The following is a 25,295-nucleotide window of genomic DNA, read 5'->3' as shown; positions in this document are numbered from 1 at the left end:
GGTCAGCGCCTCCTCGAACCAAACACGGAGGAAAATCGGATCGCGCCGTGTGTAGGCTGCGGCGCGGGCGGCGGCGAAACCGGGGGCGGTGGGGTCGGATGCGGCGGCTGAGGCCCAGCGGCCGGCTGGGGGCTGCGATCGTAAGTCGTGCGCTGCTGCGCGGCGGGGCGCGCGGACGCGGGCTGGTCTCTTGCCGTCGGAGGAACCGCAGCGCGGGCGCCGCCGCCGTCCTTGAGCGAAGACATCCGCTTGAATTCCTCGCGCAGCGGCCATTTTGCTTTTTCGGCGGCGACCTGGACGCATTCGATCAGCGCAGTGTTTTTCGCTTCGCGCCGATGCGCCTTCATGTCGCCGTCGCGATAGGCGTTGAGGATGCGGAACTCCATCGGGTCCATGCCCACGAGATGGGCGAGCTTGTCCATCTGGCATTCAATGGCGAAATCCATCGCGGTGACGCCGAAGCCGCGCATCGCGGTCGCCGGCGTGCGGTTGGTGAAAACGCAATAGATGTCGCCGTAAACGTTCGGGATCGTGTAGGGCCCGGGCAAATGCGCCGCGCATTTGACGGCGGCGTAACTCGACAATCTGGTATAGGCGCCGCTGTCGAAATAAGCGCGCGCCTTGCGCGCGACGATGCGGCCGTCGCGCATCACACCGTCCTTTAGGTAGATGCGTTCGGCGCCGCGCGGCGGTCCGAATTGCATCTCCTCCTCGCGGCCGAAAATATAGCGCACCGGGCGGCCGGTCAGCATCGCGCCCAGGATGGCAAGCGGCTCGGTCAGGGTATCGACCTTGCCGCCGAAACCACCGCCGACGGTGCCTCCGATAAAATGAAAGGTGTTGGAAGGCACATCCAAAATTTTTGCGCAGGTGTCAACCGAAAAGAACAGCGCCTGCGTCGAGGTGTAGACGACGTAACGGCCATTGGTGTCGGGGGCCGCGATCGAACCGTTGGTCTCGGTCGGCGCATGCTCGATCGGCGACATCTGATAGCGCTGCTCGATCACGTGGTCGGCGCTTGCAAAACCGCGCTCGACATCGCCGAAGCGCAGCTTCTGATGATCATAGACGTCGTAATAGGTGAAGGTATTCTTAGGATAGGTTTCGTTGACGACCGGCGCGCCGGGCTTCAGCGCTTCCTCGACGTCGAACACCGTAGGAAGCGGCTCGTAGTCGACACGGATTTTTGCCAGCGCCTCGGAGGCTTCACGAGGGCTGTCGGCGACGACCGCGATGACCGGCTCGCCCTTGTAGCGCACCTTGTCGACCGCGAGCGTCGGCTCGTCATCCTTGCCGAAGTTGATCAGGCTGAGCAGCGTATTGAGGTTGCGCGGCACATCGGCGCCACGAATTAACCGACGCACGCCGGCGGAGCGCTCGGCTTCGACCGTATCGATGCGGCGAATGCGCGCGTGGGCGTGCGGGCTGCGCAGGACCTGCAGATGCAGCATGCCCTGCAGTTTGTGGTCGTTGAAATAGGTGGAGCTGCCCGTGACATGACCGAGCATGTCCTGGCGCTGGGTACCCTTGCCGATCTCGTTGAGATTGTCGTCCCGCTCGTCGGCGAAAATGTCCTTGCGCAATTCCAGCATGACGCGGTCCTCTAGGCGCGCGCGCGGCCGCCGGGAGCGGCGGCGAGCACGGCGTTGATGATGGGTTCGTATCCGGTGCAGCGACAGATATTGCCTGCGATCGCGTTGATGACCTCCTCGCGGGTAGGCGAGGGGTTGTGGTCGAGCAGGGCCTTTGCCGCCATCAGCATGCCCGGCGTGCAATAGCCGCACTGGGCGGCGAAATGCTCCATGAAGGCGCGCTGCAGCGGGTGCAGATTGGGTCCGTCCTTGAGGCTGTCGAGCGTTTCCACGGAACGGCCTTCCACGGTCTCGGCCAGCGTCAGGCACGCGAGATGCGCATCGCCGTCGATCAGCACCGTGCAGGCGCCGCATCCGCCCTGGCCGCAACCGAATTTTGGCGTCATATCGCCAATGAGATCGCGCAAGGCGGTCAGCAAATTGATGCCGCCATCGACGAAGATCGCGACATCGCGGCCGTTATGACGGAATTGCAGGGCGGTCTTGGCCATCGATATTCCCTTGGTCTTTCTTATTGGTCTTTCATTCTTGGCCGGTGAGCAGGCGGCGGAGATGGACGCCGACCACCTCGCGCCGATACCAGGCGCTGGCGAGCGAATCGTCGATCGGCGAAGTCCCCTCAGTCGCGGCGGCGACCGCGGCAGCGATGGTGGCAGCATCGAGCACGCGCCCTTCGAGCGCGCGCTCGGCTGCCCTGGCGCGAACCGGTGTCGCCGCCATCGCGCCGAGTGCGATGCGCGCGCCGACGATGCGGCCACCGCTTGACGGAAGATGCGCAGCGAGCGTCATGACGGAGGCGCCTTTCGGCTTGATGCGGGCGATCTTTCGGTAGCGAAACGCTTCCGGCCCGGGCGGGCGCACGAGGGAGACCGAAAGCACGAGCCCGCCCGCCAGACGCGCGCGGCCGGAAAGGAACTCTTCGATCGGCACATCACGCGCACCGTAGCCGCTCTGCATCGCAACGGTCGCGTCGAGCGCGAGCAAGGCGACCGCGAAGTCGCCAAATGGCGTTGGCGCGAACAGATTGCCGCCGACGGTACCCATGTTGCGCACCGCCGGCCCGCCGATCGAGCCGGCGACGGGATGGAGAAAGGCAAGCTCGCGCTCGGCGAGGACGCGCGCGAAGGTGACGCCGGCGCCGATCGTGATGCGGGAGCTGGCAACATCGAGATGCGTCAGCGCGCGATCCGTCGCCCGCACGATCGTCGAAACCGAGACATCCCCCTCGTTTAGCGCGCGCATCACCAGTGTGCCACCGCCGAGATAGCGAGCGTCGCGCTCCGACGACAACGCCGCTGCTGCTTCGCTTGACGTCGTGAAAGTCTTTACCGTGACGGGCATGATTGTGCCTCCCCGCTTATGCGGCCTCCCGGAGATGCCGGCGGATCGCATCAAAGCCGGCCTGATAGATCTGCTCGCTCACCATTTCCGTGATCTCCGCCGCTTCAGCCGGCCGCGTGGTAAAGCGCGATTCCCAATGCCAAAAAGTGCGGTCGCCGTCGGTGACCGGCAACAGCCGGACGTGGGCGACATAGTTGAACATCGGTATCGGCGTGTCGAGCAGGCAATAGCTGAAGGTCTGCTCCAGATCGGAGAGCGCCAGCAATTGCTCGCGCAATTCAGAGCCGTCCTTCAGTTTGAAGCGGCGCACGCAGCCGATGCGATCCGATGGCTGGGCGCGCTCTATCGTGCTGGTCGCGACCGCGGGATGCCAGCGGTCGTGGCCGTTGAAATCGCGCAGCACATTCCAGACCGCGCCGGTCGGCGCGTCGAGGATCGTGCTTTTGACGATGTGCGGCACGGACTTTAGCCTCCGAACACGCGCTTGAGGGCATCGAAGCCGCCCTGGAACACGCCGGCGCCGATGTTGTTGACGAGTTCGGTCTCGCGCTCCGGCGCGCAGTCGAACTCCGCCGACCATTCTAGAAACGTCTTGTCGCCGTCGGTGACCGGTGTCAGGCGCAAGGTCGCGACATAGTTCTCGACGCCCATCGGCGATTCCAGGATCGAATAGGTGCAGAACATGTCGAAATCGGAGAGGCCGAGCAGCTTTTCTCGAATGCGGTCGCCATTGCGCAAGGTGAAGTCGCGCACGCAGCCGATCTTGTCTGCGGGCTCTCCGCCCTCGATGCGGCTCTCGGCGATCGCCGGATGCCAGTTGGGCAAGCCGTTGAAGTCGCGCACCCGTGCCCATACCCGATCGCCGCGGGCGTTGACGACGGTCGAAACATAGACACGAGCCATGACGTGCCCTCAGCTCTTCTTACTCGGGCGCGCGGGCCGTCCCTCGCCCTGGGGTGCATCGGCGGCGGGCGGGGCGGTTGGCTTCGCCTCACTCTCTTTCTTCGGCGCGGCCGACTGGCGGATACCCTGCATGTCACGGGCCTCGCGAATGAGGCCCGGCATCTTCGACAGACTGCCACCTTCGACGCCGATGTCGGCGAGGATCGAATCGATCAGCGGCGCCTGAACGCGATAGCGCAGGGCCGAATCGATGACTTCGTCGGTTGCGCTGCGGCCGCCACCGCCGTTGCCATTGCCGCCAGCGAGACCATCCACATGGAGGATGCGGATGCCCTCGATCTTCTCCATCGGCTTGACGCTCTCGCGCACGATGCCCTCGATCCGATCGAGCAGCCTGCGGCGGAACAGCGAGTAGCGCGCCTGGTCGGTGAGCACGTTCTCCGCTTCGTTGAGCAGTTTTTGCGCTTCGGCTTCGACCGCCGCGCGCACTCGGGTGGCCTCGGCGGCGATGCGCGTCTCCTCGGCTTCCTTCTCGGCGATAAGGACTTCGATCGTCTTGCGCCGCTTGGCGATCTCGCTTTCGCGCACTGTGATGACACGCTCGGCCGCTTCGGTGGCGCGCGCCTTGGCGTTCTCGGCCTCTGCTTGCGCCGCCGATTGTTCGAGCGATTTTTGATAGAGAGCAATCGCCTTCTCCATCAAGGCGGTCTCGACCTCCTTCTCGCGAGTGACCTCCAATTTGCGCAAGTCGCGCTCGCGCCCAATGCGGGCCTCGTCGAGGCCGCGGTCGGAGGCGATACGGGCGCGCTGGACTTCCTCGTTCGCGGCGATCTCGGCTTCCTGCAGGGATTGGACGCGGGCGACCTCGAGCTGCTCGATCACGCGCCGGCGCTCGAGCCGGGCCGCCTCCAGCGTCTGCTCCCGCGACACTTCCGTGGTCTCGACCTCGCGACGGGCGACGATCTCGGCCTGCTTGACTTGGCGGTCGGCGTCGATGCGCTCGGAACGCTTTGCCGATAGGGCGATAACCCGGTCCTCATCGGCGATTTCGATCGTTCGCTTCTGCTCGATGTTGAGCACTTCGCGGGTCCGGCTGGACGCGATGCGTTCAGCCTCCAGCGCAAGTTCGACCCCGATGCGCTGACGCTCGATCGCGTCGCGCCGCTTCAGTTCGGCCGCCTCGATCGACTCGGCGCGCTCGATGTCCTGCTCCTTGGTTTCCTGTTCGCTCAGGATGCGGGCGAGAGCTACATTCTTTTCCTGCATGATCCGCGCCGCCTCGATAGCTTCGCGCGAGGCGATGTCGGCTTCCTCGACCGCGCGGTTGCGCGCGATTTCGAGCGCGCGGACGCGTTCTTCCTGCGCAATACGCGAAGCTTCGGTGGCTTCGCGGGCCGCGATGCCGGCGACTTCGAGCGCCTGATTGCGCTCGATCTCCAACTTGCGGGTGCTCTGTTCGGCGGCAATGCGGCTCGAGGCGAGGGCGCGTTCGCGCGCGATCCGCGCGGCTTCCACTGCCTGTTGGGCTGCGATCTCGGCTTCCTGGATAGCGCGGACCTGCTCGATCTCGAGCGAACGGGTGTGCTCGTCGGAGGCGATCCGTTCGGCGTTGACGATTTTGGTCTGGGCGATGCGCGCCTTTTCGGTAGCTTCCTTCGCTGCAATCTCGGCTTCGTCAACCGCCCGCGTGCGTTCGATCTCGCGCCGACGGGTTTCTTCCTCATTGGCGATGCGGGCGTCGGTGACGACGCGATCCTGCAGGATACGGGCTTTTTCGATGGATTCGCGCGCCTGGATTTCGGCTTCCTCGACAGTTCTGGTACGCTCGATTTCCTTCTGCCGCACCTCGCGCTCACTGGCGATACGGGCGGTGTCGACCGAGCGCTGGTTGGCGATGCGCGCCTTTTCGATTTCCTCGCGCGCCAGGATCTCCTTGGCTTCAACCGCCTGGGTGCGCTCGATCTCCCTCTGCCGGGTTTCGCGTTCAGACGCGATGCGGGCTTCCGCGATGGCCTGCTCGTTGGCGATGCGCGCTTTCTCGATGGTCTCGCGCGCCGAGATCTGTGCCTGTTCGGCTTCGGTCTCACGCAACGCGCGTTCGCGCGCCACTTCTGTTCGTTGCAAGGCGCGGCGGACCTCGATGTCGCGCTCCTGCTCTAGGCGCGCGGTCTCGCTCTCGCGTTCGATGTCGAGCGCCTGCCGTTCGGCTTCGAGATTGCGGGTGCGGATCTTGATCATCGAATCCTGCTCGATGTCGTTGCGCAGTTTGCGCTTGGCCTCGATGTCCTCCATCAGCTGGGTCAAGCCTTCCGCGTCGAAGCGGTTCGACGGGTTGAAGAATTCGAGGTCGGTCTGATCGAGGTCGGTGATCGCGACGCTTTCCAGCTCGAGGCCGTTCTGGGCCAGCGCCTCGGCGGCAGCGGCCTTGACCCGCGCGACGTAATCGCCGCGCTTTTCGTGCATCTGCTCCATAGTCATTTCGGATGCGACCGAGCGCATTGCAGAGACGAACTTCCCGGCGAGCAGCGCATGCAGCCGTTCGGGCTCCAGCGTTCGCCGGCCGAGCGTCGCCGCGGCGATCGCGACCGCCTCGCGGGTCGGCTGCACGCGGACATAGAAATCGGCCTCGATGTCGATGCGCATGCGGTCCCGGGTGATGACGGCGTCCTGCTTCGACCGAATGATCGGCATCGGCAGCACGTTCATGTTGACCGGCGTGAAGTCGTGAATGAACGGCAGCACGAAGGCGCCGCCGTTGATCACGACCCGTTCGCCGAGGAAGCCGGTGCGTACGAACGACACTTCTTTTGACGATCGGTGATAGAGCCAGTTCACGATGTAGACCGCCACGACGATCACGATCAGCGCGACGATCAGCCATAGGATCAATTCGCCAACAAGAATGCCCGACATGGTGCTAACCTCCCGTAACCGGCGCTCAACGCCCGCCGATCGCCTTGAATTTTCGAACCTGTTCCGTCAGCGCCCGCTCCACCGGAAGCCGCTCCATCGAGGAAGCTCCGTAGAAGCCGTGACATTTGCGCGCGTGCTTTAGGATGAAGGCGGCGTCCGCCGGTTCGGCGACCGGCCCGCCATGCGCCAGCACCAGTATCTCCGGATTGACCGCCAGGGCCGCCGCCGCCCAGGTGTCGATGAGGGCCGGACAATCCGCAAGTTTCAGCGCGGTCTGCGCGCCAATCGCGCCGCCGGTGGTGAGGCCGAGATGGCAGACCACAATGTCTGCACCCGCCGCCGCCATCGCCTTGGCGTCGGCGGCATTGAAGACGTAAGGCGTGGTCAGCATATCCTTGGCGCGCGCCTTGGCGATCATCTCGACCTCGAGCGCATAGGACATGCCGGTCTCTTCGAGATTGGCGCGGAAGACGCCGTCGATCAGGCCGACAGTCGGAAAATTCTGTACGCCCGCAAAGCCGAGCGTCTTCAGCTGATCGAGGAAAACATCCATGTCGCGAAAGGGATCGGTGCCGTTGACGCCGGCAAGCACCGGCGTGTTCTTGACGACGGGCAGCACTTCGCCCGCCATTTCGACGACGATCGCGTTGGCGTCGCCATATGGCATCAATCCCGCGAGCGAGCCGCGCCCGGCCATCCGGTAGCGGCCGGAATTATAAATGACGATCAAGTCGATGCCGCCGGCTTCCTCGCATTTGGCGGAGAGCCCGGTGCCGGCACCGCCGCCGACGATCGGTTCGCCGCGCGCGGCCATGGCGCGGAATTTCTTCAAAAGCTCGGCGCGTTCAAATCGGGGCATCGCTCACCTCGCCACCCACCGGCGCGTGCCGGGGCGTCCGATCAGCGAGCGGAAGGCTGTGACAATCGCCGCCGCGAATTCGGGCTCGTTGATGTTGCGTTTCAATCGGATCAGCTGCCGGTTGCTGGTCTGGCGCACCGTCTGATCGAGCGCACGGAACAGCGCGGCATCGGCATCGAGGTCCCGGAATGGTTGCCCCGGCGCGTCGAGCGCGGAGACGCCGCCTTCAGGCAGAAAGAACCGCACCGGCCCGTCCATCGCGTTGAGGCGCTCGCCGATCCAGCGGCCCATGCGTTCGTTCTCTTCGGCAGTGGTGCGCATCAGCGTCACCTGCGGATTGTGGACGTGCAGCTTGCGGCCACGGTAGCGTTCGGGGATGGTTTCGGGGGAGCCGAAATTGACCATATCGAGCGCGCCGACCGAGCCGACATAGGGGATGCGGGTGCGAATGATGGCGCCGAAGCGATCCTCGGTCGCGGGGAACACGCCACCCATCAAGAGGTCGCAGATTTCGGTCGTCGTGATGTCGATCACGCCTGCCAACAGACCGGAATCTACCAGCTTCTCCATCGAGCGGCCGCCGATGCCGGTGGCATGGAAAACCAGGCATTCGTAGTCAGCGCGTAATGCTGCAGCGATCTGCTGCACGGCGGGCGTCGTGACGCCGAACATCGTCAGGCCGACCGCGGGCAGACTGGCACTCACCTCGCGCACATTTTCTCCGCGCGCATCTAGCCGTGCCTTGACCATGCCGACGAGGGCGTTGGCGCCGTTGGCGAGCACCTGGCGCGAGATTGAGTTAAGCCCCTGCACGTCGGTGACCGAATACATCATGGTGATGTCGGCGGGCCCGACATAGGGCGCGACATCGCCCGAGGCGACCGAGGAGATGATGAGTTTTGGTACGCCGATCGGTAGCGCGCGCATGGCGGGCGCCACCAGCGAAGCGCCGCCCGACCCGCCGGCACTGATCACGCCGACGATTTCGGGCTGCCGGCGCAGCCAGTTGGCGAAGGCATCCGCCATCGCCGTCACCGAGCTGCCGCGATCCGGACCGAACACGGCGCTGCCGCCGCGCGGATGGTTGAGCGCGATCTCCTGGGCGGAGACGTCGCAAGACGAGAGCTTGCCGCTGGTCGAGACATCGACGAGACGCGCGCGCAAGCCGCTGCCGCCAACGATGTCGCGGATGAACCTGAGTTCCTCGCCCTTGGTATCCAGTGTGCCGACGACGAGCACGGTCGGCGGTCCGGAGCTTCGCGCCGCCATCGCATCGCGTCGCGGTCGCGCGGCCTCCTCGAGCCTCAACACGCCACTCGAGAGCGTCCGCGCGCTCGCTTCGATGCGCGCGATCGGCACGGGCTGCGACCAGCGGGTCGGCGGCGTCGGATTGGAAATATAGACGCGCTTCGGCGCCGAGCTCGGCAATCGCGGGGCGGCCGGGCGGACCGCGGCGTCGCCGTTCGTCTCTCCATTGATTTCGAGCCCGGCTTCTGAGTGACGCCCGACACCGAGCAGGCGCTGCTGCAGATCACGGTCGGAGGCAAGGCGCGCGGACTCGATGATGCGGTTGATCCGGCCGTTGACCATGATCGCGACGTTCTTGGAGACCGCGGTCGCCACCCCGATGTTCTGTTCGATGACAAGCACCGAAATGTCGCCTTCCTCGCCGAGGCGCACCAGCATCTCCTCGACCTGGACGACGATAACAGGCGCGAGCCCTTCGGTCGGCTCGTCCATGATCAAGAGACGCGGGTTGGTCACCAGCGCGCGGGCAATCGCCAGCATCTGCTGCTCGCCACCGGAGAGCTGGCCGCCGCCGCTGGTCTTGCGCTCGGCGAGCCGCGGGAAGGTGTCGTAGATGCGCTCGACGGTCCATGGCCCCCGCCGCATGCCCGCGATCATACGCAAATGTTCGTCGACGGTGAGCGAGCGCCACAGGCGTCGCCCTTGCGGTACGTAACCGACGCCTAGGCGAGCGACCTGCGCAGGTTGCAGCGACAGCAAGTCCTCACCGCGCAACAGCACCGAGCCGCCGGTCGCGCGCACGAGTCCCATGATCGTCTTGCAGAGCGTCGTCTTGCCCATGCCGTTACGGCCGATGACGGAAAGCACGCCGGTATCGAGCGTCAGGTCGACGCCCTGCAGCGCGTGCGAACGGCCGTAATAGACGTCGAGGCCTCTGACTTCGAGCATCGGTGTGGCGCGGCGCGCATCAGCCATATCTGCCCCCAGGATCATGGCCGCCTCCGAGATAAAGCTCCTGAACCTCGGGATCGGACTCGATTTCCTGTGGCGGCCCTTCCTTGAAGATGCGGCCATTGTGCATCATCGTCACGCTCTCGACGACGCGTAGCGCCACGTCCATGTCGTGCTCAATGATGATGTAGCCGATATGGCCGGGCAGGGAAGTGAGGATTTCCACCAGTTCGCCGCGCTCGGTCGGCGACAGGCCGGCGGCCGGTTCGTCGAACAGGATGAAGCGCGGCGCGCCTGCGAGCGCGAGCGCGATTTCGAGCTGGCGCTGCTGGCCGTGGGCGAGTTCGGCGACGCGGCGATCTTTCACCGCGGTCAGATGCACGGCCTGCACCAGATCGTCGGCCGATTGCATGAGCGTGTCATTGCTGCGCGGCCGGAACGGCGAGAAACGGCTGCGCGAAACGCCGCAGCACGCCAAGTAAACATTGTCGTGAACGGTTAGCCCCGGAAACAGCGCCGAAATCTGATAGGTGCGCCGAAGGCCGCGGCGGATGCGCTCATAGGGTGGAAAGTTGGTCACGTCCTCGCCGAAGAACCTTATCGTGCCGGAGGTCGGCGGAAAATCGCCGGTGATGCAGTTGAAGAGTGTGGTTTTGCCGGCGCCGTTGGAGCCGAGCACCGCGCGCCGCTCGCCGGGCCTGACCGTCAGCGTGACATCGGTCAGCGCCGCGAGCGCACCGAACAGCCGTGTCACGCCGCGCAATTCGAGCGCGGCACCGGCGCCGACGACGGAGAGGCGATGCGCGACGCTATCCATGGCGGTCTCCGCCCGGTTGCACTTGTCCTTCGCCCCGGCGGCGCCAGCGCTCCCAAAGCCCGACGATGCCGTCCGGGGAGAACAGCACGATGACCAGAAAGCCCAGCCCGATCAGCAGGCGGAAGCGATTGCCGTCGAGCCCGATGGCGACCAGAAAATCGAGCGTGAAGGTGCGCAGCAGCACAAAAATCAGGGCGCCGATGAATGGGCCGATCGGACGCGTGATGCCGCCGACGATGGCAATGATGAGAATATCGATCGCCCGCTCGACCCCGACCGAACCCGGCGAGATCTGGTGATAGTTCCAGACCTGCAAAACGCCGCCGAGCGCAGCCAGGAAGGAGGCGAATGCATAAGCAGCGACACGGTGCGCGTTGACGTTGAAGCCGAGCGCGGCCATGCGGCGCGGATTGTCGCGCACGCCTTGCAAGGCCAGCCCGAACGGCGCGCGCGAGAGATAGCTGACCGCGCCGAAACAGAGCGCCGCGACCACGAGTATCACGTAGTAGAACGGCACATCCGCACGCCAGTCGACGCCCCAGAAATGCGGCGTCACGACGCTGTTGATGCCGGTGTGGCCATTGAAAATGACCCAGTTCTGATTGGTGAAGTAGTAAAACGCCGACGCAATCGCCAGCGTGATCATGATCGTGTAGATGCCCTCGGTGCGTACCGCGAGCGCCCCGCCGATGGTGCCGAACAGCGTTGCCAGAACAAGCGCCATGGGCGTCGCGAGCCACCAGGGCCAGCCAAGGCTGATGTTGGCGTTGCCGCTGGCACCGAGCACCGCCGTCATGTAGCCGGCAAGGCCCGCGATCGTCAGCTGCATCAGGCTGACCATGCCGCCATAGCCGGCCAGGAACATCAGGCTGAGCGCCACGATGCCGAGGATCATGGTGGTGCCGAAAATTTCGATGAGGAAAAAGCCGTTGGCGATCAGCGGCATGATGACGAGAATAAAGGCCACCACCCAGGCGGCAGGATTGCCGAAATCCGCTTGGGCGAGACCATTCAACGGCGTCGCCGTGGCCGCTTCGGGCTGAAGTCGAGCGTCCTGGGTGATCGACATGGCTAGCGGCCCGCCAGCAGGCCCTGCGGCCGAACGGCCAGCACGAGCACCATGATCAGAAACGTCACTACGATCGCGTACGTCGGAATGTAAACGGAGCCGAGTTGCTCGGCGAGGCCGACGATAAGCGCACCGAGCGCAGCCCCCGGGATCGATCCCATGCCGCCGATGATGACGACGACGAGGGAAGCAAGCAGGAAACGGATGTCTTCGCCGGGCGAGATCGACTGAAACGTGGCGCCGACGACGCCGGCTATGCCCGCAAGACCGGCGCCAAGCGCGAAGACGAGCACGAACACCAGCTGAATGCGCACGCCCATCGCCGCCAGAATGTCGCGATCATTGACGCCGGCACGCACGATCATGCCGACGCGCGTGCGGTTGAGGGCGAGCCACATGGCAACGCCGATAACGACGGCGGCAGCGAAGATGACGAGGCGCACCATCGGGTATTGCAGATAGACCGCCTCGCCCGATGACTTCACCGCAGTGACGAACGGCAATTCGATTGGGCCAACCAGCGCGCGCGGCGTCTGGATCTGGTAGAAGTCGCCGCCGAAGGCCCACAGCATGAGGTCGGCAAACACAATCGACAGCCCGATTGTCACCATGGTCTGGCGCAGGTCCTGACCCTCGATGCGGCGAAACACGAGGAACTGCATGGCGACGCCGACCAGCGCGACGACGATGAAGGCGGCGACGAAGCTCAGTAGCCAGGATCCGGTCGCGACGCTGACCGCATAGCCGATATAGCCGCCGAACAGATAAAGCGAGCCGTGCGCGAGATTGACGTTGCGCATCAGCCCGAAGATGAGGGTGAAACCGCTCGCCACCAGGAAATACAGGCCGCCGAGCGTGATGCCGTTGAAAACCGCGCTCAGAAACACCTTCTTCCTGCCGAAGACGTCCTCCAGACCTTGCGGCCAGGTCGCGAAAATCAACCACAGCGCCGCCGCGACCGCGATCAGAATGATGAAGGCCCACAACGGATGGCGCTCGACGAATTTTGTCATCAGCGCCACCCGCGGTCTGTCAGTGCCGGGGCGCAAGCAGGAGACCGGCCTGCGCCAGCCGGTTCGCGACGATTGGCTGAAACGTTCGAGGCCATGTCGGCCCTTGTCCTCCCCCGGCGCGACGGTCGTTCGCCGTCGGCGTCCGCCGTCATTCTATCGGCCTGCGCGGCCATGACTTGATCGTCAGTATTCTTTCGCGCGCCGGCTCGGTCGGTCAGGCCCGCAGGACTTTTGCGGCGCGCCGATAGTCGGTCGGCGCCATGCCGACATTGCCGGCGAAGAAGTGCGTGAACGCGCTCTGCGACGAAAAGCCGAGATCGAAGCCGATGTCGGCGATCGACGCTTCGGTTGCCACCAGCGAGTCCAGCGCCTTTTCCATCAGAAGCGTGTTGACATAGAGGTGCGGCGTGACGCCGGTCTGGGTGCGGAAAAGTTTGTAGAAATGCGGGCGCGAAAGCCCCGCCTCGCGGGCGATCGCATCGAACTCGATCTCGGCGCCCGCGCATTCGTCCAAAAGCCTGATCGATTTGCGCACGCGAAAGTCGGTGACTGCCGTGCCGGCACGACCGTCCGGCGCGGCGTCGGCCTGACGCCAGCTCTCTTCGTGACAAGCGTCGATCAGGTTGCGCAGCTCTCCGTCGAGACTCTTGAGCGAGGGAGCGCCGCAAATCATCGCCGCCGCCTGCCGGACATTGCGGTCCAAGGTCGCGGTGCGCCCGAATGTCGTGCACCCGAAACGCAGGCCACGGACTCCCGCGAACCACTCGGCGTTGACGTAGAGAACAAGGAAGAGCGCCCCGTCTGCCAGATCTTTCGGCAGGAAATTGTGCGGCTCCCAGGGATTGACCGCAACGACGGTGTCCTCGCGCACCGACTGCGGCTGCTCGAGCACTTCCACGCAGCCGGGCGTGCCGCCAATATGGAAGATCAAATGCCCTTCGCGATGCGCGTGCACATTGAAGGGACGATTGAGCTGATAGACCATCGCGCGGCCGAAATGGCCGTGAAAGACGGCAAGAGCCCGGCTCATGCATTCCTCCCGCGAATTGTGTCTTATTGTTTTTTATAAGGTTGATCATCCGCGAGGAGAATGCAAGAGCGCGTTCGGGCGCCGCCCGAACTCCGGCATTTGGAGGAGAGGCGGCCGGTCCCGAGGGCGCCGGCCGCCTGGTTTGTTTCAGTACTTCTTGCACTCGGGAACCGTGCGGCCAGGCAGGCCTATCTTGGCGAATACCGCCGGGTCGTAGCCGAGCGTCTGGTTGACGTTCGGTATGACCTTCACGACCTTGCTGAACAGGGCGCCCTTGCCGTCGTCGACGACTTCGGTGACGAAATTGGTGCCGATCGCCTGACGGTTGGAATCGAGCTTGATTTTCCCATTGGGCGCATCGAGCTCAATTGAAGCCAGCGCAGCCTTTAGCTTGGACTGATTGTCGCTGAGGTCGCCGTTGACTTTCCTCAGGCCCAGGATCAGCGCCGACGTCGAGTTATAATAATTGGTCGCAAGCAAGGACGGGCTCGGGAAACGCTTCTCCGGAGGGAAAGCGGCCTGATAGTCTTTCACGAAGGTCTGCCAGCCGGGATCCTCCCAGGTGTCGGCCTGCCCAGAGGCGGCGACCGTGCCGATCAGCGCGTTCTTGGCATTGCCCTTGGCCGATAGGATGGTCTGGTCGACCATGATCGAGCCGCCGAGCAGATGCGCCTTGCCGCCCGACTGCTGGTATTGATTGAGGAAGTTGACGGCGTCCGCCCCGCCAAGCCCCAGATAAATCGCGTCGACGTCGTCGGGCAGCGCGGCGATGACGGAAGCAAAATCGTTGGTTCCGAGCGGGACCCATTGCCGGCTGGTAACCTGACCGCCGGCACCGCAGAATTCGAGCACAAGCCCGAAAACTTGCGTATAAATGAAGGAGTAGTCCTCGCCGACCGTGGCGATCTTGCGATAGCCCTTGGTGTCATAGGCATATTTGCCCAGGCCGACCTGCCACTGGGCGCCGTCCATGTTGTAGCGGAAGAAGTTGGGCGCCGGATCGACATAAGTGGTTTCCTGCGCGCCCGACGCGGCGTTGACGAATGTTAGTTCGGGGTGGGTCTTGGCGAAATTCTTGACCGCGATGCCTTCGTCGCCCGACAGCGGCGAAAGCAGGACCTGTACCTTGTCCTGCTCGATCAGTTTGCGGACCGCGCGCACCGCGGAATCCGGCGTCGCGTCGGTGGAGGCGATGACAAAGTCGAGTTGCTTGTCGCCTACCTTGGTGCCGAGTTTGTTCAATGCGGTCTGAAAGCCGCGGATGCCATCCTCGCCGAGCACCGTGTAGGTGCCCTCCAGCGTCGCCGTGACACCAACCTTGATTTTCTCCTGGGCGAAAGCCGAGCCCGACATAAACAGGCCTGCCAGCGCGGCAAGACACAAACTGCCTTTCAACATAGAACTCCTCCCATTCGCTTTTTTGACGTCTGCTGCGCGAAGGTTTGCACCGAATTGAAACTCGCTCGGAGTCCGCTCCGGCGCTTCCGCGGGGAGCGATAGTGCGCACCGAGCGGCGGTTAAGATGCCCGGTTGCTTGAACGTCAGTCTCATTTTCCGTGTTGCGATGCAGCGAGACAAGCGCGGTATCAGACGCACCCTGTCAAAGTGGCCAAGCTGACTTTGCTGCAGCGGGCGCGGCGCACCTGATGCGAGCGCAATAGGCCAGTGGGACTCACCCATTTCGGAAACCGGACGAGCCGATTTCCGGCATCCGGCTTTCCGACTGGCTTCACCGCGAGACACGCGACGGGGCCGCTCGGGGCAGGTATCTCTGCACAGTGTTTATGACTCTTTGGACGTGACGGGATAGGCGCGGCCCATTTTGGCGCGGGCTTTTTCGGTTGTGAACATCCATTTGATGCCTGCGCCGGCGGTGTTCCGTTGTTTCTCCCATGCGGCGATTTCGCTGATGAGGCGCTTGGAGTCGTCGATTCTGCGATCCAGGCACTGGCCACGGAGCACACCGATCTCAATCTCGACCATGTTGAGCCAGCTGGCATGCTTGGGGGTGTAGTGGAACTCCAGGCGGCGCAGAATTCGCCGGGCTTCGGCGGGTGCGAATGCCTCATAGAGGGCACCGGCCGAGTGGGTCGACAGGTTGTCCTGCACGACTCGGATGCACGCGGCATCGGGATAATGGACATCGACGAGTTCGCGCATGCATTGGGCGTAGTCTTCTGCCGCCCGCCGCTCGGTGACCTTAACCTCGCGCCAAGGCCGATGCACGTCGACGCAGACGAAGAGATTGACGGTGCCGTTGCGACGGTACTCGCAATCGTAACGTTCCAGTTGCCCCGGTTGAGCCGGGATCGGCTGGCGCACCTCGCCGATCAGCTGGACCGGGCTCTCGTCGAAGCAGACCACGGGCCGCGCGGGATCCGGCGCTTGGGCATAGAGGTCGAGCACGTCTTCCATGCGGGCGACATATTCGCCGTCGACCCGGGGAATGCACCACATATCCTTGCGCCAGGGCTTGAGACCGTTTTCGGCCAGCCGCCGGCGCACCGTCTCGCCCCGACAGGCTCTCATGCCCGGTGAGCTTGACCATGGCGTCGGCCAGCAGTTTCAGCGTCCAGCGGGCGCGACCCTCGGGAGGGTCTGCGCAAGCCGTTGCCACCAGCAAGGCTTCTTCCTTGCCGGTGAGCTTGCGCTCCGCCCCAGGACGCGGATCCTCGCTCAGTGCCTGTTCCAGATTGCCTTCCACGAAGCGCCGCTTGGTCCGGTACACGGTGGAACCGCCCACCGCCACCGCGCGGGCGATCTCTTCATCGCTGCGGCCAGCATCGGCTGCCAGGAATATCTGGGCGCGCTTGAGTTTACGGGCGGCTCGTTTGCCTTTGCTCAACATCGCGGTGAGTTCACAGCGTTCGGCTTGGCTCAATTCGACCCGATAACGTACATTCATCTCGACCTCCTTGTCGGAGGACCGGACGAATCGACAAATGAATCAAAAATCAGGCGCCGCTCGCAACCTCAGCGCTCAAGGCTTCACCGAAAAGCAAGGTCAGTACCTGGCTTTCATCTACACCTACTCGCACATGTTCAGACGCCCACCCGCCGAGACCGATATGCAGCGCCACTTTCAAGTCAGCCCGCCCTCGGTGCATCAGATGATCGTGACGCTCGAGCGAAACGGTCTCATCCGGCGTCAACCCGGCGTCGCCCGAAGTATCCAGGTCCTCGTTGCTCCGAAAGACCTGCCCATCCTAGATTGGCTCAAAATCAACCAGTCATAATCACTGTGCCGAGGCACTGGTTGACGCCCGCATGAAGTAGATCGATCGAGATGTCGTCGCTCCTCTGGCGCAAAGAGTAGCGTTGACAAAATTCTGGGTCGGTTGCCAACGGGGTCGTTTATGTTGCTTGCGCCAAGGGTCCAGGAGTTAGTGTTGAGTGACAACAACGACGCATAACAATTTCCACGAACGTCCTTGTTCGACGCTTGTATTTCTCAGATCGGTACTTTGACTTTGGATAAAGTAGTGCCCTTGCCGTCGAAGAGAGATTTGAACAGAAGAATCCTAGCCCGCCTTCAATCAATGGCGTCGAGCACGGCAGCACATTCGCTTTGCTGTTGCAGTCGCTTTCCTGGCCGCAACTCACAAATAGGGAATAGATATTAGGTGTATTTTTTACCAGCTCCGATAACCCCGCCTGACCACGCTTTTGTCTGCGACGAGTCTATATCTTGGGCTAAAAATTCCCTGCCGGCAGCGCACGGCCTGATCTCACTAGTTTGTTGCATTTTGAATTTTTCGAAAAACGCGCAACGAAAACGCAACGTAAACGCAATGTTTTCTGGTGTGATGGTAGTGTTTTTGGTCTGCGAACATTGAGATTACTCAATGTGAGGCTTCCGCCCTGCAGCCCGAGGTTGGTTCATTTCTTAGGGTTGGGGGCACGCTAGATATGGGGAAGGGGATTCGAAGGCCGCGTCGGACTAAAGAAGCTGCCTCGCGTGCAGGTCTTTGTGATCGGTTGCACTGCAGTGAGCAGGCGGCGCTCCGTGGCAGTCAGCTTGTTTGCGCAACCCAGAGCAAGAAAGTCGAGTTCGCGCGGTCGCTAAACCATTGTCCGCTGTCGGGGGATGAAAAGACACTGCATCGGCGGGATCTGACGTTCGAATTTGACCACTTTTCGGACGTGCCGCGTCGCGCGAATAGAGTCCGTTATGCGCCCCAAAAGCGGACGTGGCTTTGCGAGCTGTGATGCGCGCGAAGGAAGCAGTGACATGCGCGACTGTCCAATTCGGACTAAAGCCACGAGCACACGAGCATCAAATTCGCCGCGCATGCCACTAGTAGCGCCAATAGGAGCGCGACGTGTAATCGCTCGCCGGAGGTCTTGAGGATCGTTCCCATAGCGGCAAAAAGATCGGCGATTCTACCTAGAGAGTCTCGATCATTATTTTTCGCGGATTTCAGGACTCGTTTACGATTTGAGGACACGTCCGTCACATTGGGCACGCGACTCAGTTTGGCTTCCGCAGTGAACACGATAGCTCATGTGATTAGAGAAAGCCGATGGTGGCGCGCTTGCCGATCAATATGCTGATGAGGGCCAATCGCTGGCTCCTCGTTCGCTAAACCATTCAGACACGCGTTTGCGAACAGAATCGAAAAAAATTCCCTCGCAATCAAAGATTTTATGTTGGGAACGATCCATCTACGGAGTGTTCATCGTAAAGAGCTCTTGACTGCTACGAGATGAGTGGGGATTGCACTACTTTGCCCGTCCCGTAACACGCGTCTAACTGTTACGATATTGCCAATGTTTGCACGCAGTCTCTCTGTTCAGTCATTGATATCGCTATTATTTACGGTGTTGGCTGGGGAACTAGGATTCGAACCTAGACAAACAGAGTCAGAGTCTGTTGTGCTACCGTTACACCATTCCCCATAAGTCATGGATATTACAGCGTTTCTTGTCGAAACTTTTGCAAATGGCTTCGCAAATGGTCCCGATCATATAACTGCACCGGTGGTTTCGGTCCAGCCCTTGTTGAATCGCCCTCGAAACAGCCTGCATCTAACGGTTTTCGTGGGCTTTGCTGCGTTATCCTCGGACACAGCATTGTTCTTTCCATTAGCTGACTCTGACCAAGTGTCAGCGCTGCCTGGCTAAGAGAACGAAAATTGCTCCGGTCGGGGGTTCGAGTCGCTCCCGCTACGCCGCGCCACGATTTCTCGCGCCAAACTACGATTGTCTGCGATTTCGCGCTAGCTGACCATTTCAACCGCTAAGGCGATTCCCTGACCACCTCCGATGCACATCGTGGCGACACCCTTCTTGAGTCCGTCGCGGCGCATCGAATGCAGAAGACGGGTCGTCAGCACAGCACCCGTCGCACCGATCGGGTGACCATGGGCGATCGCGCCCCCCTCAACGTTGACGACGTCGGATGGCAGTCCGAGCTCCTGCATGACTGCAAGCGCGATTGCGGCGAACGCCTCATTGATCTCGATCCGCTCCACGTCGCCGATACTCCAGCCGGCGCACGTCAGGGCCTGTTTGACGGCGGGGATCGGCCCGAGGCCGAAGAAGCCCGGCTCGACTGCAGCGATGCCATATGCCGCAAGCCGGGCCATCGGGGTCAAGCCCCGCTTTTCCGCCCAAGCTTCGCTCGCCAGCACCATCGCCGCCGCGGCCGTATTCAGCCCTGGGGCGTTGCCCGCGGTAATCGTCCCGGTTTCGCGGAAGACTGGCTTCAGCTTGCTCAGCGATTCCAGCGTGGCGTCCGGGCGGTTGTGCTCGTCCACCATGAATGTCTTCGCTCCTTTCCGGCCAGGAACTTCAACCGGCACGATTTCGTCTGCGAATTTCCCTGCTGCCTGCGCGGCGGAGAAGCGCTGATGCGAGCGCAGCGCCCATTCGTCTTGCGCGGCACGACTAATCTGAAACTTCGTGACCAGATCCTCAGTATGCCAACCCGAATGTGCATCCGAGAAGGCATCGTTGAGCCCGTCGCGCAGGACGCTATCAGAGAGGACCCCGTCCCCCAGGCGGTGGCCCCACCGGCCACGCGCTAGCAGGTACGGGGCGGCGTCCATGTTCTCCATGCCTCCAGCGACCGCCGTATCCACCAAGCCCATCAGGATTTCTTGTGCGGCCGAGACGATCGCCTGTGCACCGGAGCCACAGACCCGATTTACGCTCATCGCGGGGACTTGAACCGGAAGTCCAGCGTGGATCGCCGCCTGCCGCGCAGGATTCATCTTGTTGCCGGCTTGCACGGCATTCCCCATAACCACCGTGCCGATCTCCTCCGGCCGCAGTCCAGACCGTTGAAGGGCGCCGCTGATGGCCGTCGCCCCAAGCGTGACGGCCGGAACGTCTTTCAACGTGCCGCCGAATGTTCCGATGGCGGTGCGAACCGGTTCGGCAATTACGACCGAGTGCAGTGACATCATGGAAAGGCCTCCGACAAGGAAGTTGGGATGAACGGTTAGACGCTATGTACGGGATCGCGAACCCGGCAGGGTGGTCTCTGCAATAAGGATTATTCCTGTCCGGAATGGGTCGCGGTTGCTGGGTTCAGCTTTGCATCGTCTTGCGTAGTGAACGGTCCCAACTCGCCCTCAGCGGGACGTGTTGGGACCGCTTCGCCTCTCGTTTATGCTCATCGTTGCGCGTTAACGACCAGCGGGGGCCGACCATCCGCCAGTGTACATGGTTGATGGCACCTCAGGGACAGCAACGACGGCAGCATTGGCCCGGCGAAATTGTTCGCTGGTGAAGTGCGGTTGGCGGAGCCGAGGATGCTCCTTTGCGGATGCCATCTGGCTCATTGAAGTGACCGCAACCGATAGAACGATGGCGGTGACGAGAATTGAAAGACGTGACATTGGACACTCCTGGGTTTGGTTGAGTAACGCTTGCGGAGTGAATGTACGGCGTCGATTTCAGACCTCGAATGCCAATTAGTCGCGTTTATATGCTCTATCGTCTCTACTTGGGCATGGCGGACCCAAGCGCTCATCTCCTACGCGATCGGACGTCCCCGGGAGGGTAAAGTTGCCGATTGGAGTTCCTCATGCTGGCCGTCACTGCTGTGGTCAGCTTTCGAAAATTCCTCGCCCTTTCTCCATTGGGCGGGTGTCAGCCCCATATGGCTCTTGAACGCGCGTTGGAAGGCAGCCTCGGACTGGTAGCCGACCGCGTCCGCTACGGCTCCCGTTGACATGGAAGGCTTTCTCAATTCGTTCGACGCGAGCGTCATCCGGATTTCGGTCAGGAGATCGCTGGCGGAGCGCCCGAGCTTCTCCTGAAACTGGCGCGCCAGCGTCGCGCGCGACATGTTGCAGAGACGTGCCAAGTCCGGCAGTGACCACGCGCGCGCCGGCTCGTTGAAGATCGCTGCCAGCGCCGGCGCCAGACGCGGGTGGCTAGCGACCGCGAGAAGTCCGATGGGCGCGTCTTTCGCTTCGCTCGCCAGTCGGAGCGCCAGGGCGAACATCGCAGTCGAAAGCGCATTCAGCATTGCGCGGCCACCGAGATGATCGGCCTCTGACTCGCTGCGCATCAGACCGACCAAACTGGACAGTTGAGCGGCCGTTCCCGTACGCGCGGTCACTGCGCTGATATCACCTGTGTGCACGACAAGAAGGGGCGGCAGATGGTTGCGCAGCAGACGATCATGTGGCGGAGCAATGGCGAAGTGACCGCAGAGCAGGTCGAGCCGCTCGCCGGTGCCAGCGTTTTCGCTGATCAAGAGATTGAGGTGTTGATGATCGCGCGCCGGTTTTGCCCTCGCGCCGCTTCCGTCATGCATCACGTGCCGCCGATTTCCTGGCAGGAGGAGGATGTCGCCGGCCTTCAACTGCACTGGCCGGCCGCCAGCCGGATTCTCCAGCACCGCAGAGCCGCCGATGACCGCGTGATAGGGGATTTCGTTGGCTCCGCCCGGCCCCTGATCGATCCGCCAAGGCGCGCCATAGGCGCAGCGCAGATCGAGCCGACCGCGCACCGTCACCATCTCGAACAAGCGGCTGAGCCAATCCGCAGCGGGCATGCAGCGACCTCCATTTGAGATGTTTCGGCATATAAAGGATCCGAAGAAACATTCAACGTCTCACCACCGGTTCATAGCGTCACTCCGCTGGCGAATATTGCCGTAAGGATGTGACGTCGCAGGTGGTGTCCTGCAGCTTCGATACCCTCGAGCAATGTCAGTGGACGTCGTCGGGCCGCGGCGGCGATTGCTTCCGCGATCCCTGGCTACCGGCCGCCGACACGCTCGCCTATGCGCCACATACGCTTCATGCCAGGCCGAAGGCGCATTACGCGGCCGACCACAATTGATGTCTGCATCCAACGCTGAGCCGGACAAGCTCCGCCCGCGGTTCTCGCACCAGAGCCGTGGGCGTTTCTTTTCGTGAAAAATGGCCTTCCACTGCAAATGAGACGAACGGGCATAGAAACGAGCTAAGGCGACATTCAAAGTATCAATGCGAGTTCATACAGTCACTCCGCAATCGTTGCTCAACCCCAACCAAGGAGTGTCACCATGTCTCGTCTTTCCGTTCCCAGCCTTGAATCCGCAACCGGCGCGACCGCCGAGATCTACGGCCAGATCAAAAAGGCAATCGGCAGCGTACCGAACACCTTTGCCGCGATCGGCGCGCACGGACCTGCCGCACTGAAGGCAGTGCTTGCTGCCGATGCCGTGCTTGCTTCGGGCAGCCTGAGCAAGCGCGATCAGGAGACGATCAAGCTCGTCATCTCCGGCGTCGCCGGCTGCGACTATTGCGTCGCCGCGCACAGCCTGCTCGGCAAGCTCGCCGGGTTGAAACCCGAAGAGCTGAAGAACATCCGCGATGGCAAGCCGACCGGCGACGTCAAGCGCGATGCGCTGGTCCGCTTCGTTCGCAAGCTCGCGGCAACCAGCGGCACTGTGAGCGATGCCGATTTCGCCGCGATCAAGGATGCCGGCTACAGCGACGCGCAGCTTGTCGACATCAGCCTCGCCTTCGCCACCACCGTCTTCACCAACGTCTTCAACAACATCAACGACACCGACATCGACTTCCCCGCAGTCGCGTGACTGCGACTGCGCGGTCGATGCTCAACACAAGGAGTTACGACAATGAACTCGCTTATCAACACCGCATTCAACCCGCTTGTCGCCACCTTGCGAAGGTCGGGCCTGCTCGCGGAGGACCTCGACTACCACATCGTCCGGGCGTCGATGGTGATCATGTTTTTCTTCTTCGGTTACCAGAAGTGGTGGGCCTATGAGGCCGAGCGGCTCGTTCCCTTCATCAGCAACGGTCCGCTGATCTGGTGGCTCTATCCCGTGTTCGGCCATCAGGGCGCGAGCTGGTTCCTCGGTGTTTCCGAATGGACGTTCGGCTCGCTGCTGTTCGCCGGCTTCTGGGACAAGCGGCTCGGGATCCTCGGCGCGGCCGGTTCGACCGCGACCTTCATCGCCACCGTCACGATCATCCCCTTGATGCCGGAGGGTTGGGATCCTGCGGCCGGATTTCCGGCGATGACAGGCAACGTCCCCTTCCTGATGAAGGACGTGGTGCTGCTGGCTGTGTCGCTCTATCTGTTGAAGCAGGACGTGGTGCGCGTCACGAAGCAATGATGCTGCCGGTAACTCGAAAAGCCGTCGGCTAGCAACAGCTTGCCGGCGGCTTTCTGTACAGTGGAACCACGCCCCAGCAAAACCGTTATTCCACTTCGGAATAAACCCATTCGTTGCGCCTGTCTTGTTCGTATGCTCATTGCGCGCTTAGAAGGCTTAGCGAGTTGCGGGAAAGCCTAGGAAGCCTTGTACTTACACGACGATGTCGCGCCCCAGCGCGAACTTGCCGACTGCGCCGCAACATCATATGTTCCCCGCCGCTGTTGCGAATACGATTTCGGGCTTGATCGGACCTCCGGTTTTGGCCCGGAATGTTGCCCGCTGATGGTTCGAGGCCTGGGTTCGCCGCTGCAGCAGACATGCGAACTCACCTCATCCATCGTCCCGCGAGGGACATCTTTCACTGCTCGGTGGAGCTCGGGTTTCCTCCTATCGAATTGATTTTATGGACCCTTCATGCTGCTGCTCTGCCGCCGATGGAATGTTTCTGCCTTTTGCGCAATCGACAGACCACTTTTGGCAGTGATAAAGGTCTGATACGATCATGCCTTGGTGTGATCAGGAGCAGCGACGCGACCTGATATTGAGAAGCTGTCCGCTGGGCGCAGGCTAATGGTACAGGAATCGAACGACAGGCCGGTTGTTCATATTGTCGATGACGATGAATCGTTGCGGGCTTCCCTTGACAGTCTGTTTCGCTCGGTCGGAATACAGACTCGGACCTACGGATCGGCGAGCGAGTTCGTCGACGCTGCCAGGACCGATGCCCCGGGATGTATCGTACTTGACGTGCGGCTGCCGGGGACAAGCGGACTTGATTTCCAGGACCAGCTCATTGGCCTCGGTATTCGATTTCCTGTCATACTGATCACCGGTCATGGCGATATACCAATGTCGGTTCGCGCCATGAAGGCAGGCGCGATGGACTTCCTGCCCAAGCCCTTTCGCGATCAGGATATGCTCGACGCGGCGGCCGCGGCAATTGAGCGAGACCGAAAGCGCCGCGCCGAATCAGGCGACACCGCACGTCTCGCCGAAAGCTTCGCGACGCTGACGCCGCGCGAGCAGCAAGTGATGATGCTTGTGACCACAGGGAAGATGAACAAGCAGGTGGCAGGAGACCTCGGCCTGAGCGAGGTGACCGTCAAGATTCATCGCGGCGCCGCAATGCGAAAAATGGGTGCACGCACTCTTGCCGATCTGGTCCGGATGGCCGATGCGTTGAAAACCGTGGAACCCTGACTGGCGGTTCCTCATACCTGAGTCTGATTACAAGACGCGGTCGCGCATGCGACTAATGTCGCATTCGCCCCGCGACTCAGCGGCGATGCTCGGAATATTTCAAGGACGGCCGGATGCCTGTGACACGAAAAATTTCCATCGTTGATGACGACGATTCGATGCGTACCTCACTTATAGATTTGGTCCGTGCGCTCGGTTATGATGCTCGCGGCTTTGCTTCCGCTGAAGATTTTCTGGCGCATGGGGATGCCGAAAGTTTCGCGTGCATGATCACCGACATTCAGATGCCTGGAATGAGCGGGATCGACCTTAAAGAGCACCTGACTGCACAACAATGCTCTCTGCCGGTGATCATGATCACCGCGCGCCTTGAGCCCGGTCTTGAAGAGAAGGCTTTCGCGAGCGGTGCAATGTGTTTTCTCAAGAAGCCAATTGAATCGGAAATACTTGTAGGTTGTCTGGAGAGGGCGCTGAACAGTTAGACTTAGCCCTTCAATGCGACTTCTGCGGATGATCCGCCAGGAGCAAAACGGATAACGGGCGGGGTGCTCGGCCGTTTTACCTCGCTTTTTCCGCGAGTTATGCGCTCGGTTTTATCCGAAATGCGGGCCCAGCAGGGTTAGCCCAAGGTTGCGGTAGCAAGCTGGTGGCCGTTGCATTCGGAATGTTGTAAAATAGCGCGATTGTTAGGCTGTCGATTGCATACCGGTCCGTTTGAGCGCCATGCG

The 25,295-nt window shown here is 62.1% G+C and carries 21 protein-coding genes, 1 tRNA gene and 1 pseudogene; 6 read left to right on the top strand and 17 right to left on the bottom strand.

Annotated elements, in window-relative coordinates; translation table 11 throughout:
• Window positions 1-2 precede the first annotated feature (2 nt).
• The 14 genes from B5526_RS02915 to B5526_RS02850 form a co-directional block, all read right to left on the bottom strand.
• On the bottom strand, window positions 3-1,592 hold the full coding sequence (locus tag B5526_RS02915) for a xanthine dehydrogenase family protein molybdopterin-binding subunit (RefSeq protein WP_079536722.1): 1,590 nt from the start codon (window positions 1,590-1,592) through the stop codon (window positions 3-5).
• 11 nt (window positions 1,593-1,603) lie between these two features.
• Window positions 1,604-2,083 carry a (2Fe-2S)-binding protein gene (locus tag B5526_RS02910; RefSeq protein WP_079536721.1) on the bottom strand — a complete coding sequence of 160 codons (480 nt, stop codon included), beginning with the start codon at window positions 2,081-2,083 and terminating at the stop codon, window positions 1,604-1,606.
• A gap of 31 nt (window positions 2,084-2,114) precedes the next feature.
• Window positions 2,115-2,933, bottom strand: a complete 819-nt coding sequence (locus tag B5526_RS02905) for an FAD binding domain-containing protein (protein WP_079536720.1) — start codon at window positions 2,931-2,933, stop codon at window positions 2,115-2,117.
• A gap of 16 nt (window positions 2,934-2,949) precedes the next feature.
• Complete coding sequence (locus B5526_RS02900; RefSeq protein WP_079536718.1) at window positions 2,950-3,393, bottom strand: SRPBCC family protein; 444 nt, start codon at window positions 3,391-3,393, stop codon at window positions 2,950-2,952.
• Window positions 3,394-3,398: 5 nt separating this feature from the next.
• On the bottom strand, window positions 3,399-3,836 hold the full coding sequence (locus tag B5526_RS02895; protein WP_079536716.1) for an SRPBCC family protein: 438 nt from the start codon (window positions 3,834-3,836) through the stop codon (window positions 3,399-3,401).
• A 9-nt stretch (window positions 3,837-3,845) separates the two neighbouring features.
• On the bottom strand, window positions 3,846-6,749 hold the full coding sequence (locus B5526_RS02890) for a flotillin family protein (protein WP_079536714.1): 2,904 nt from the start codon (window positions 6,747-6,749) through the stop codon (window positions 3,846-3,848).
• A gap of 25 nt (window positions 6,750-6,774) precedes the next feature.
• Entirely contained in the window at window positions 6,775-7,608 is an 834-nt protein-coding gene (locus B5526_RS02885; protein WP_079536713.1) for a phosphoenolpyruvate hydrolase family protein, read from the bottom strand.
• Between the two features lie 3 nt (window positions 7,609-7,611).
• Entirely contained in the window at window positions 7,612-9,831 is a 2,220-nt protein-coding gene (locus tag B5526_RS02880) for an ABC transporter permease (protein WP_079536711.1), read from the bottom strand.
• The gene (locus B5526_RS02875; protein WP_079536709.1) at window positions 9,824-10,624 is read right to left on the bottom strand and encodes an ABC transporter ATP-binding protein; all 801 of its coding nucleotides are present in this window, start codon (window positions 10,622-10,624) and stop codon (window positions 9,824-9,826) included. Before B5526_RS02875 ends, B5526_RS02880 begins: the two co-directional genes overlap by 8 nt.
• Complete coding sequence (locus tag B5526_RS02870; RefSeq protein WP_079536707.1) at window positions 10,617-11,693, bottom strand: branched-chain amino acid ABC transporter permease; 1,077 nt, start codon at window positions 11,691-11,693, stop codon at window positions 10,617-10,619. Before B5526_RS02870 ends, B5526_RS02875 begins: the two co-directional genes overlap by 8 nt.
• Window positions 11,694-11,695: 2 nt before the next feature.
• On the bottom strand, window positions 11,696-12,706 hold the full coding sequence (locus B5526_RS02865; protein ID WP_079544643.1) for a branched-chain amino acid ABC transporter permease: 1,011 nt from the start codon (window positions 12,704-12,706) through the stop codon (window positions 11,696-11,698).
• 214 nt (window positions 12,707-12,920) lie between these two features.
• Window positions 12,921-13,736, bottom strand: a complete 816-nt coding sequence (locus B5526_RS02860; RefSeq protein WP_079536706.1) for a helix-turn-helix domain-containing protein — start codon at window positions 13,734-13,736, stop codon at window positions 12,921-12,923.
• A 147-nt stretch (window positions 13,737-13,883) separates the two neighbouring features.
• Window positions 13,884-15,134, bottom strand: coding sequence for an ABC transporter substrate-binding protein (locus B5526_RS02855; RefSeq protein ID WP_079536704.1), 1,251 nt, complete (start codon window positions 15,132-15,134; stop codon window positions 13,884-13,886).
• A 384-nt stretch (window positions 15,135-15,518) separates the two neighbouring features.
• Window positions 15,519-16,641, bottom strand: a protein-coding gene (locus B5526_RS02850) for an IS630 family transposase (protein WP_244562183.1) whose coding sequence is annotated in 2 segments (ribosomal slippage) — window positions 15,519-16,250 and window positions 16,252-16,641 — 1,122 coding nt in all. Because the reading frame shifts where the segments join, the coding sequence is not laid out codon by codon here.
• 37 nt (window positions 16,642-16,678) lie between these two features.
• On the opposite strand from B5526_RS02850, the gene B5526_RS02845 reads away from it, so the two are divergent.
• On the top strand, window positions 16,679-16,972 hold the full coding sequence (locus B5526_RS02845) for a LexA family protein (protein ID WP_079536702.1): 294 nt from the start codon (window positions 16,679-16,681) through the stop codon (window positions 16,970-16,972).
• A 1,589-nt stretch (window positions 16,973-18,561) separates the two neighbouring features.
• On the opposite strand, the gene B5526_RS02840 is transcribed toward B5526_RS02845, so the two are convergent.
• The 3 genes from B5526_RS02840 to B5526_RS02830 form a co-directional block, all read right to left on the bottom strand.
• Window positions 18,562-18,635: transfer RNA gene (locus B5526_RS02840), tRNA-Gln, on the bottom strand.
• Between the two features lie 320 nt (window positions 18,636-18,955).
• The gene (locus B5526_RS02835; protein ID WP_079544642.1) at window positions 18,956-20,143 is read right to left on the bottom strand and encodes a thiolase family protein; all 1,188 of its coding nucleotides are present in this window, start codon (window positions 20,141-20,143) and stop codon (window positions 18,956-18,958) included.
• Between the two features lie 575 nt (window positions 20,144-20,718).
• Window positions 20,719-21,747 carry an AraC family transcriptional regulator gene (locus B5526_RS02830; protein ID WP_079536701.1) on the bottom strand — a complete coding sequence of 343 codons (1,029 nt, stop codon included), beginning with the start codon at window positions 21,745-21,747 and terminating at the stop codon, window positions 20,719-20,721.
• 104 nt (window positions 21,748-21,851) lie between these two features.
• On the opposite strand from B5526_RS02830, the pseudogene B5526_RS02825 reads away from it, so the two are divergent.
• The 5 genes and pseudogenes from B5526_RS02825 to B5526_RS02805 all read left to right on the top strand — a co-directional run.
• A pseudogene (locus tag B5526_RS02825) lies at window positions 21,852-22,037 on the top strand (DUF3551 domain-containing protein); the annotation flags it as partial.
• Window positions 22,038-22,242: 205 nt separating this feature from the next.
• The gene (locus B5526_RS02820) at window positions 22,243-22,779 is read left to right on the top strand and encodes a carboxymuconolactone decarboxylase family protein (RefSeq protein WP_079536697.1); all 537 of its coding nucleotides are present in this window, start codon (window positions 22,243-22,245) and stop codon (window positions 22,777-22,779) included.
• Between the two features lie 42 nt (window positions 22,780-22,821).
• Window positions 22,822-23,325, top strand: coding sequence for a YkgB family protein (locus B5526_RS02815; protein WP_079536695.1), 504 nt, complete (start codon window positions 22,822-22,824; stop codon window positions 23,323-23,325).
• 612 nt (window positions 23,326-23,937) lie between these two features.
• Window positions 23,938-24,567, top strand: coding sequence for a response regulator transcription factor (locus tag B5526_RS02810; protein ID WP_079536694.1), 630 nt, complete (start codon window positions 23,938-23,940; stop codon window positions 24,565-24,567).
• 113 nt (window positions 24,568-24,680) lie between these two features.
• Window positions 24,681-25,049 carry a response regulator transcription factor gene (locus B5526_RS02805; RefSeq protein ID WP_079536692.1) on the top strand — a complete coding sequence of 123 codons (369 nt, stop codon included), beginning with the start codon at window positions 24,681-24,683 and terminating at the stop codon, window positions 25,047-25,049.
• Window positions 25,050-25,295: the final 246 nt, after the last annotated feature.

The organism is Bradyrhizobium lablabi (genome assembly GCF_900141755.1).
GTDB lineage: Bacteria > Pseudomonadota > Alphaproteobacteria > Rhizobiales > Xanthobacteraceae > Bradyrhizobium > Bradyrhizobium lablabi_A.
Note: the sequence above shows the minus strand (reverse complement) of the source record. Positions and strands in the feature narration are given on the sequence as shown.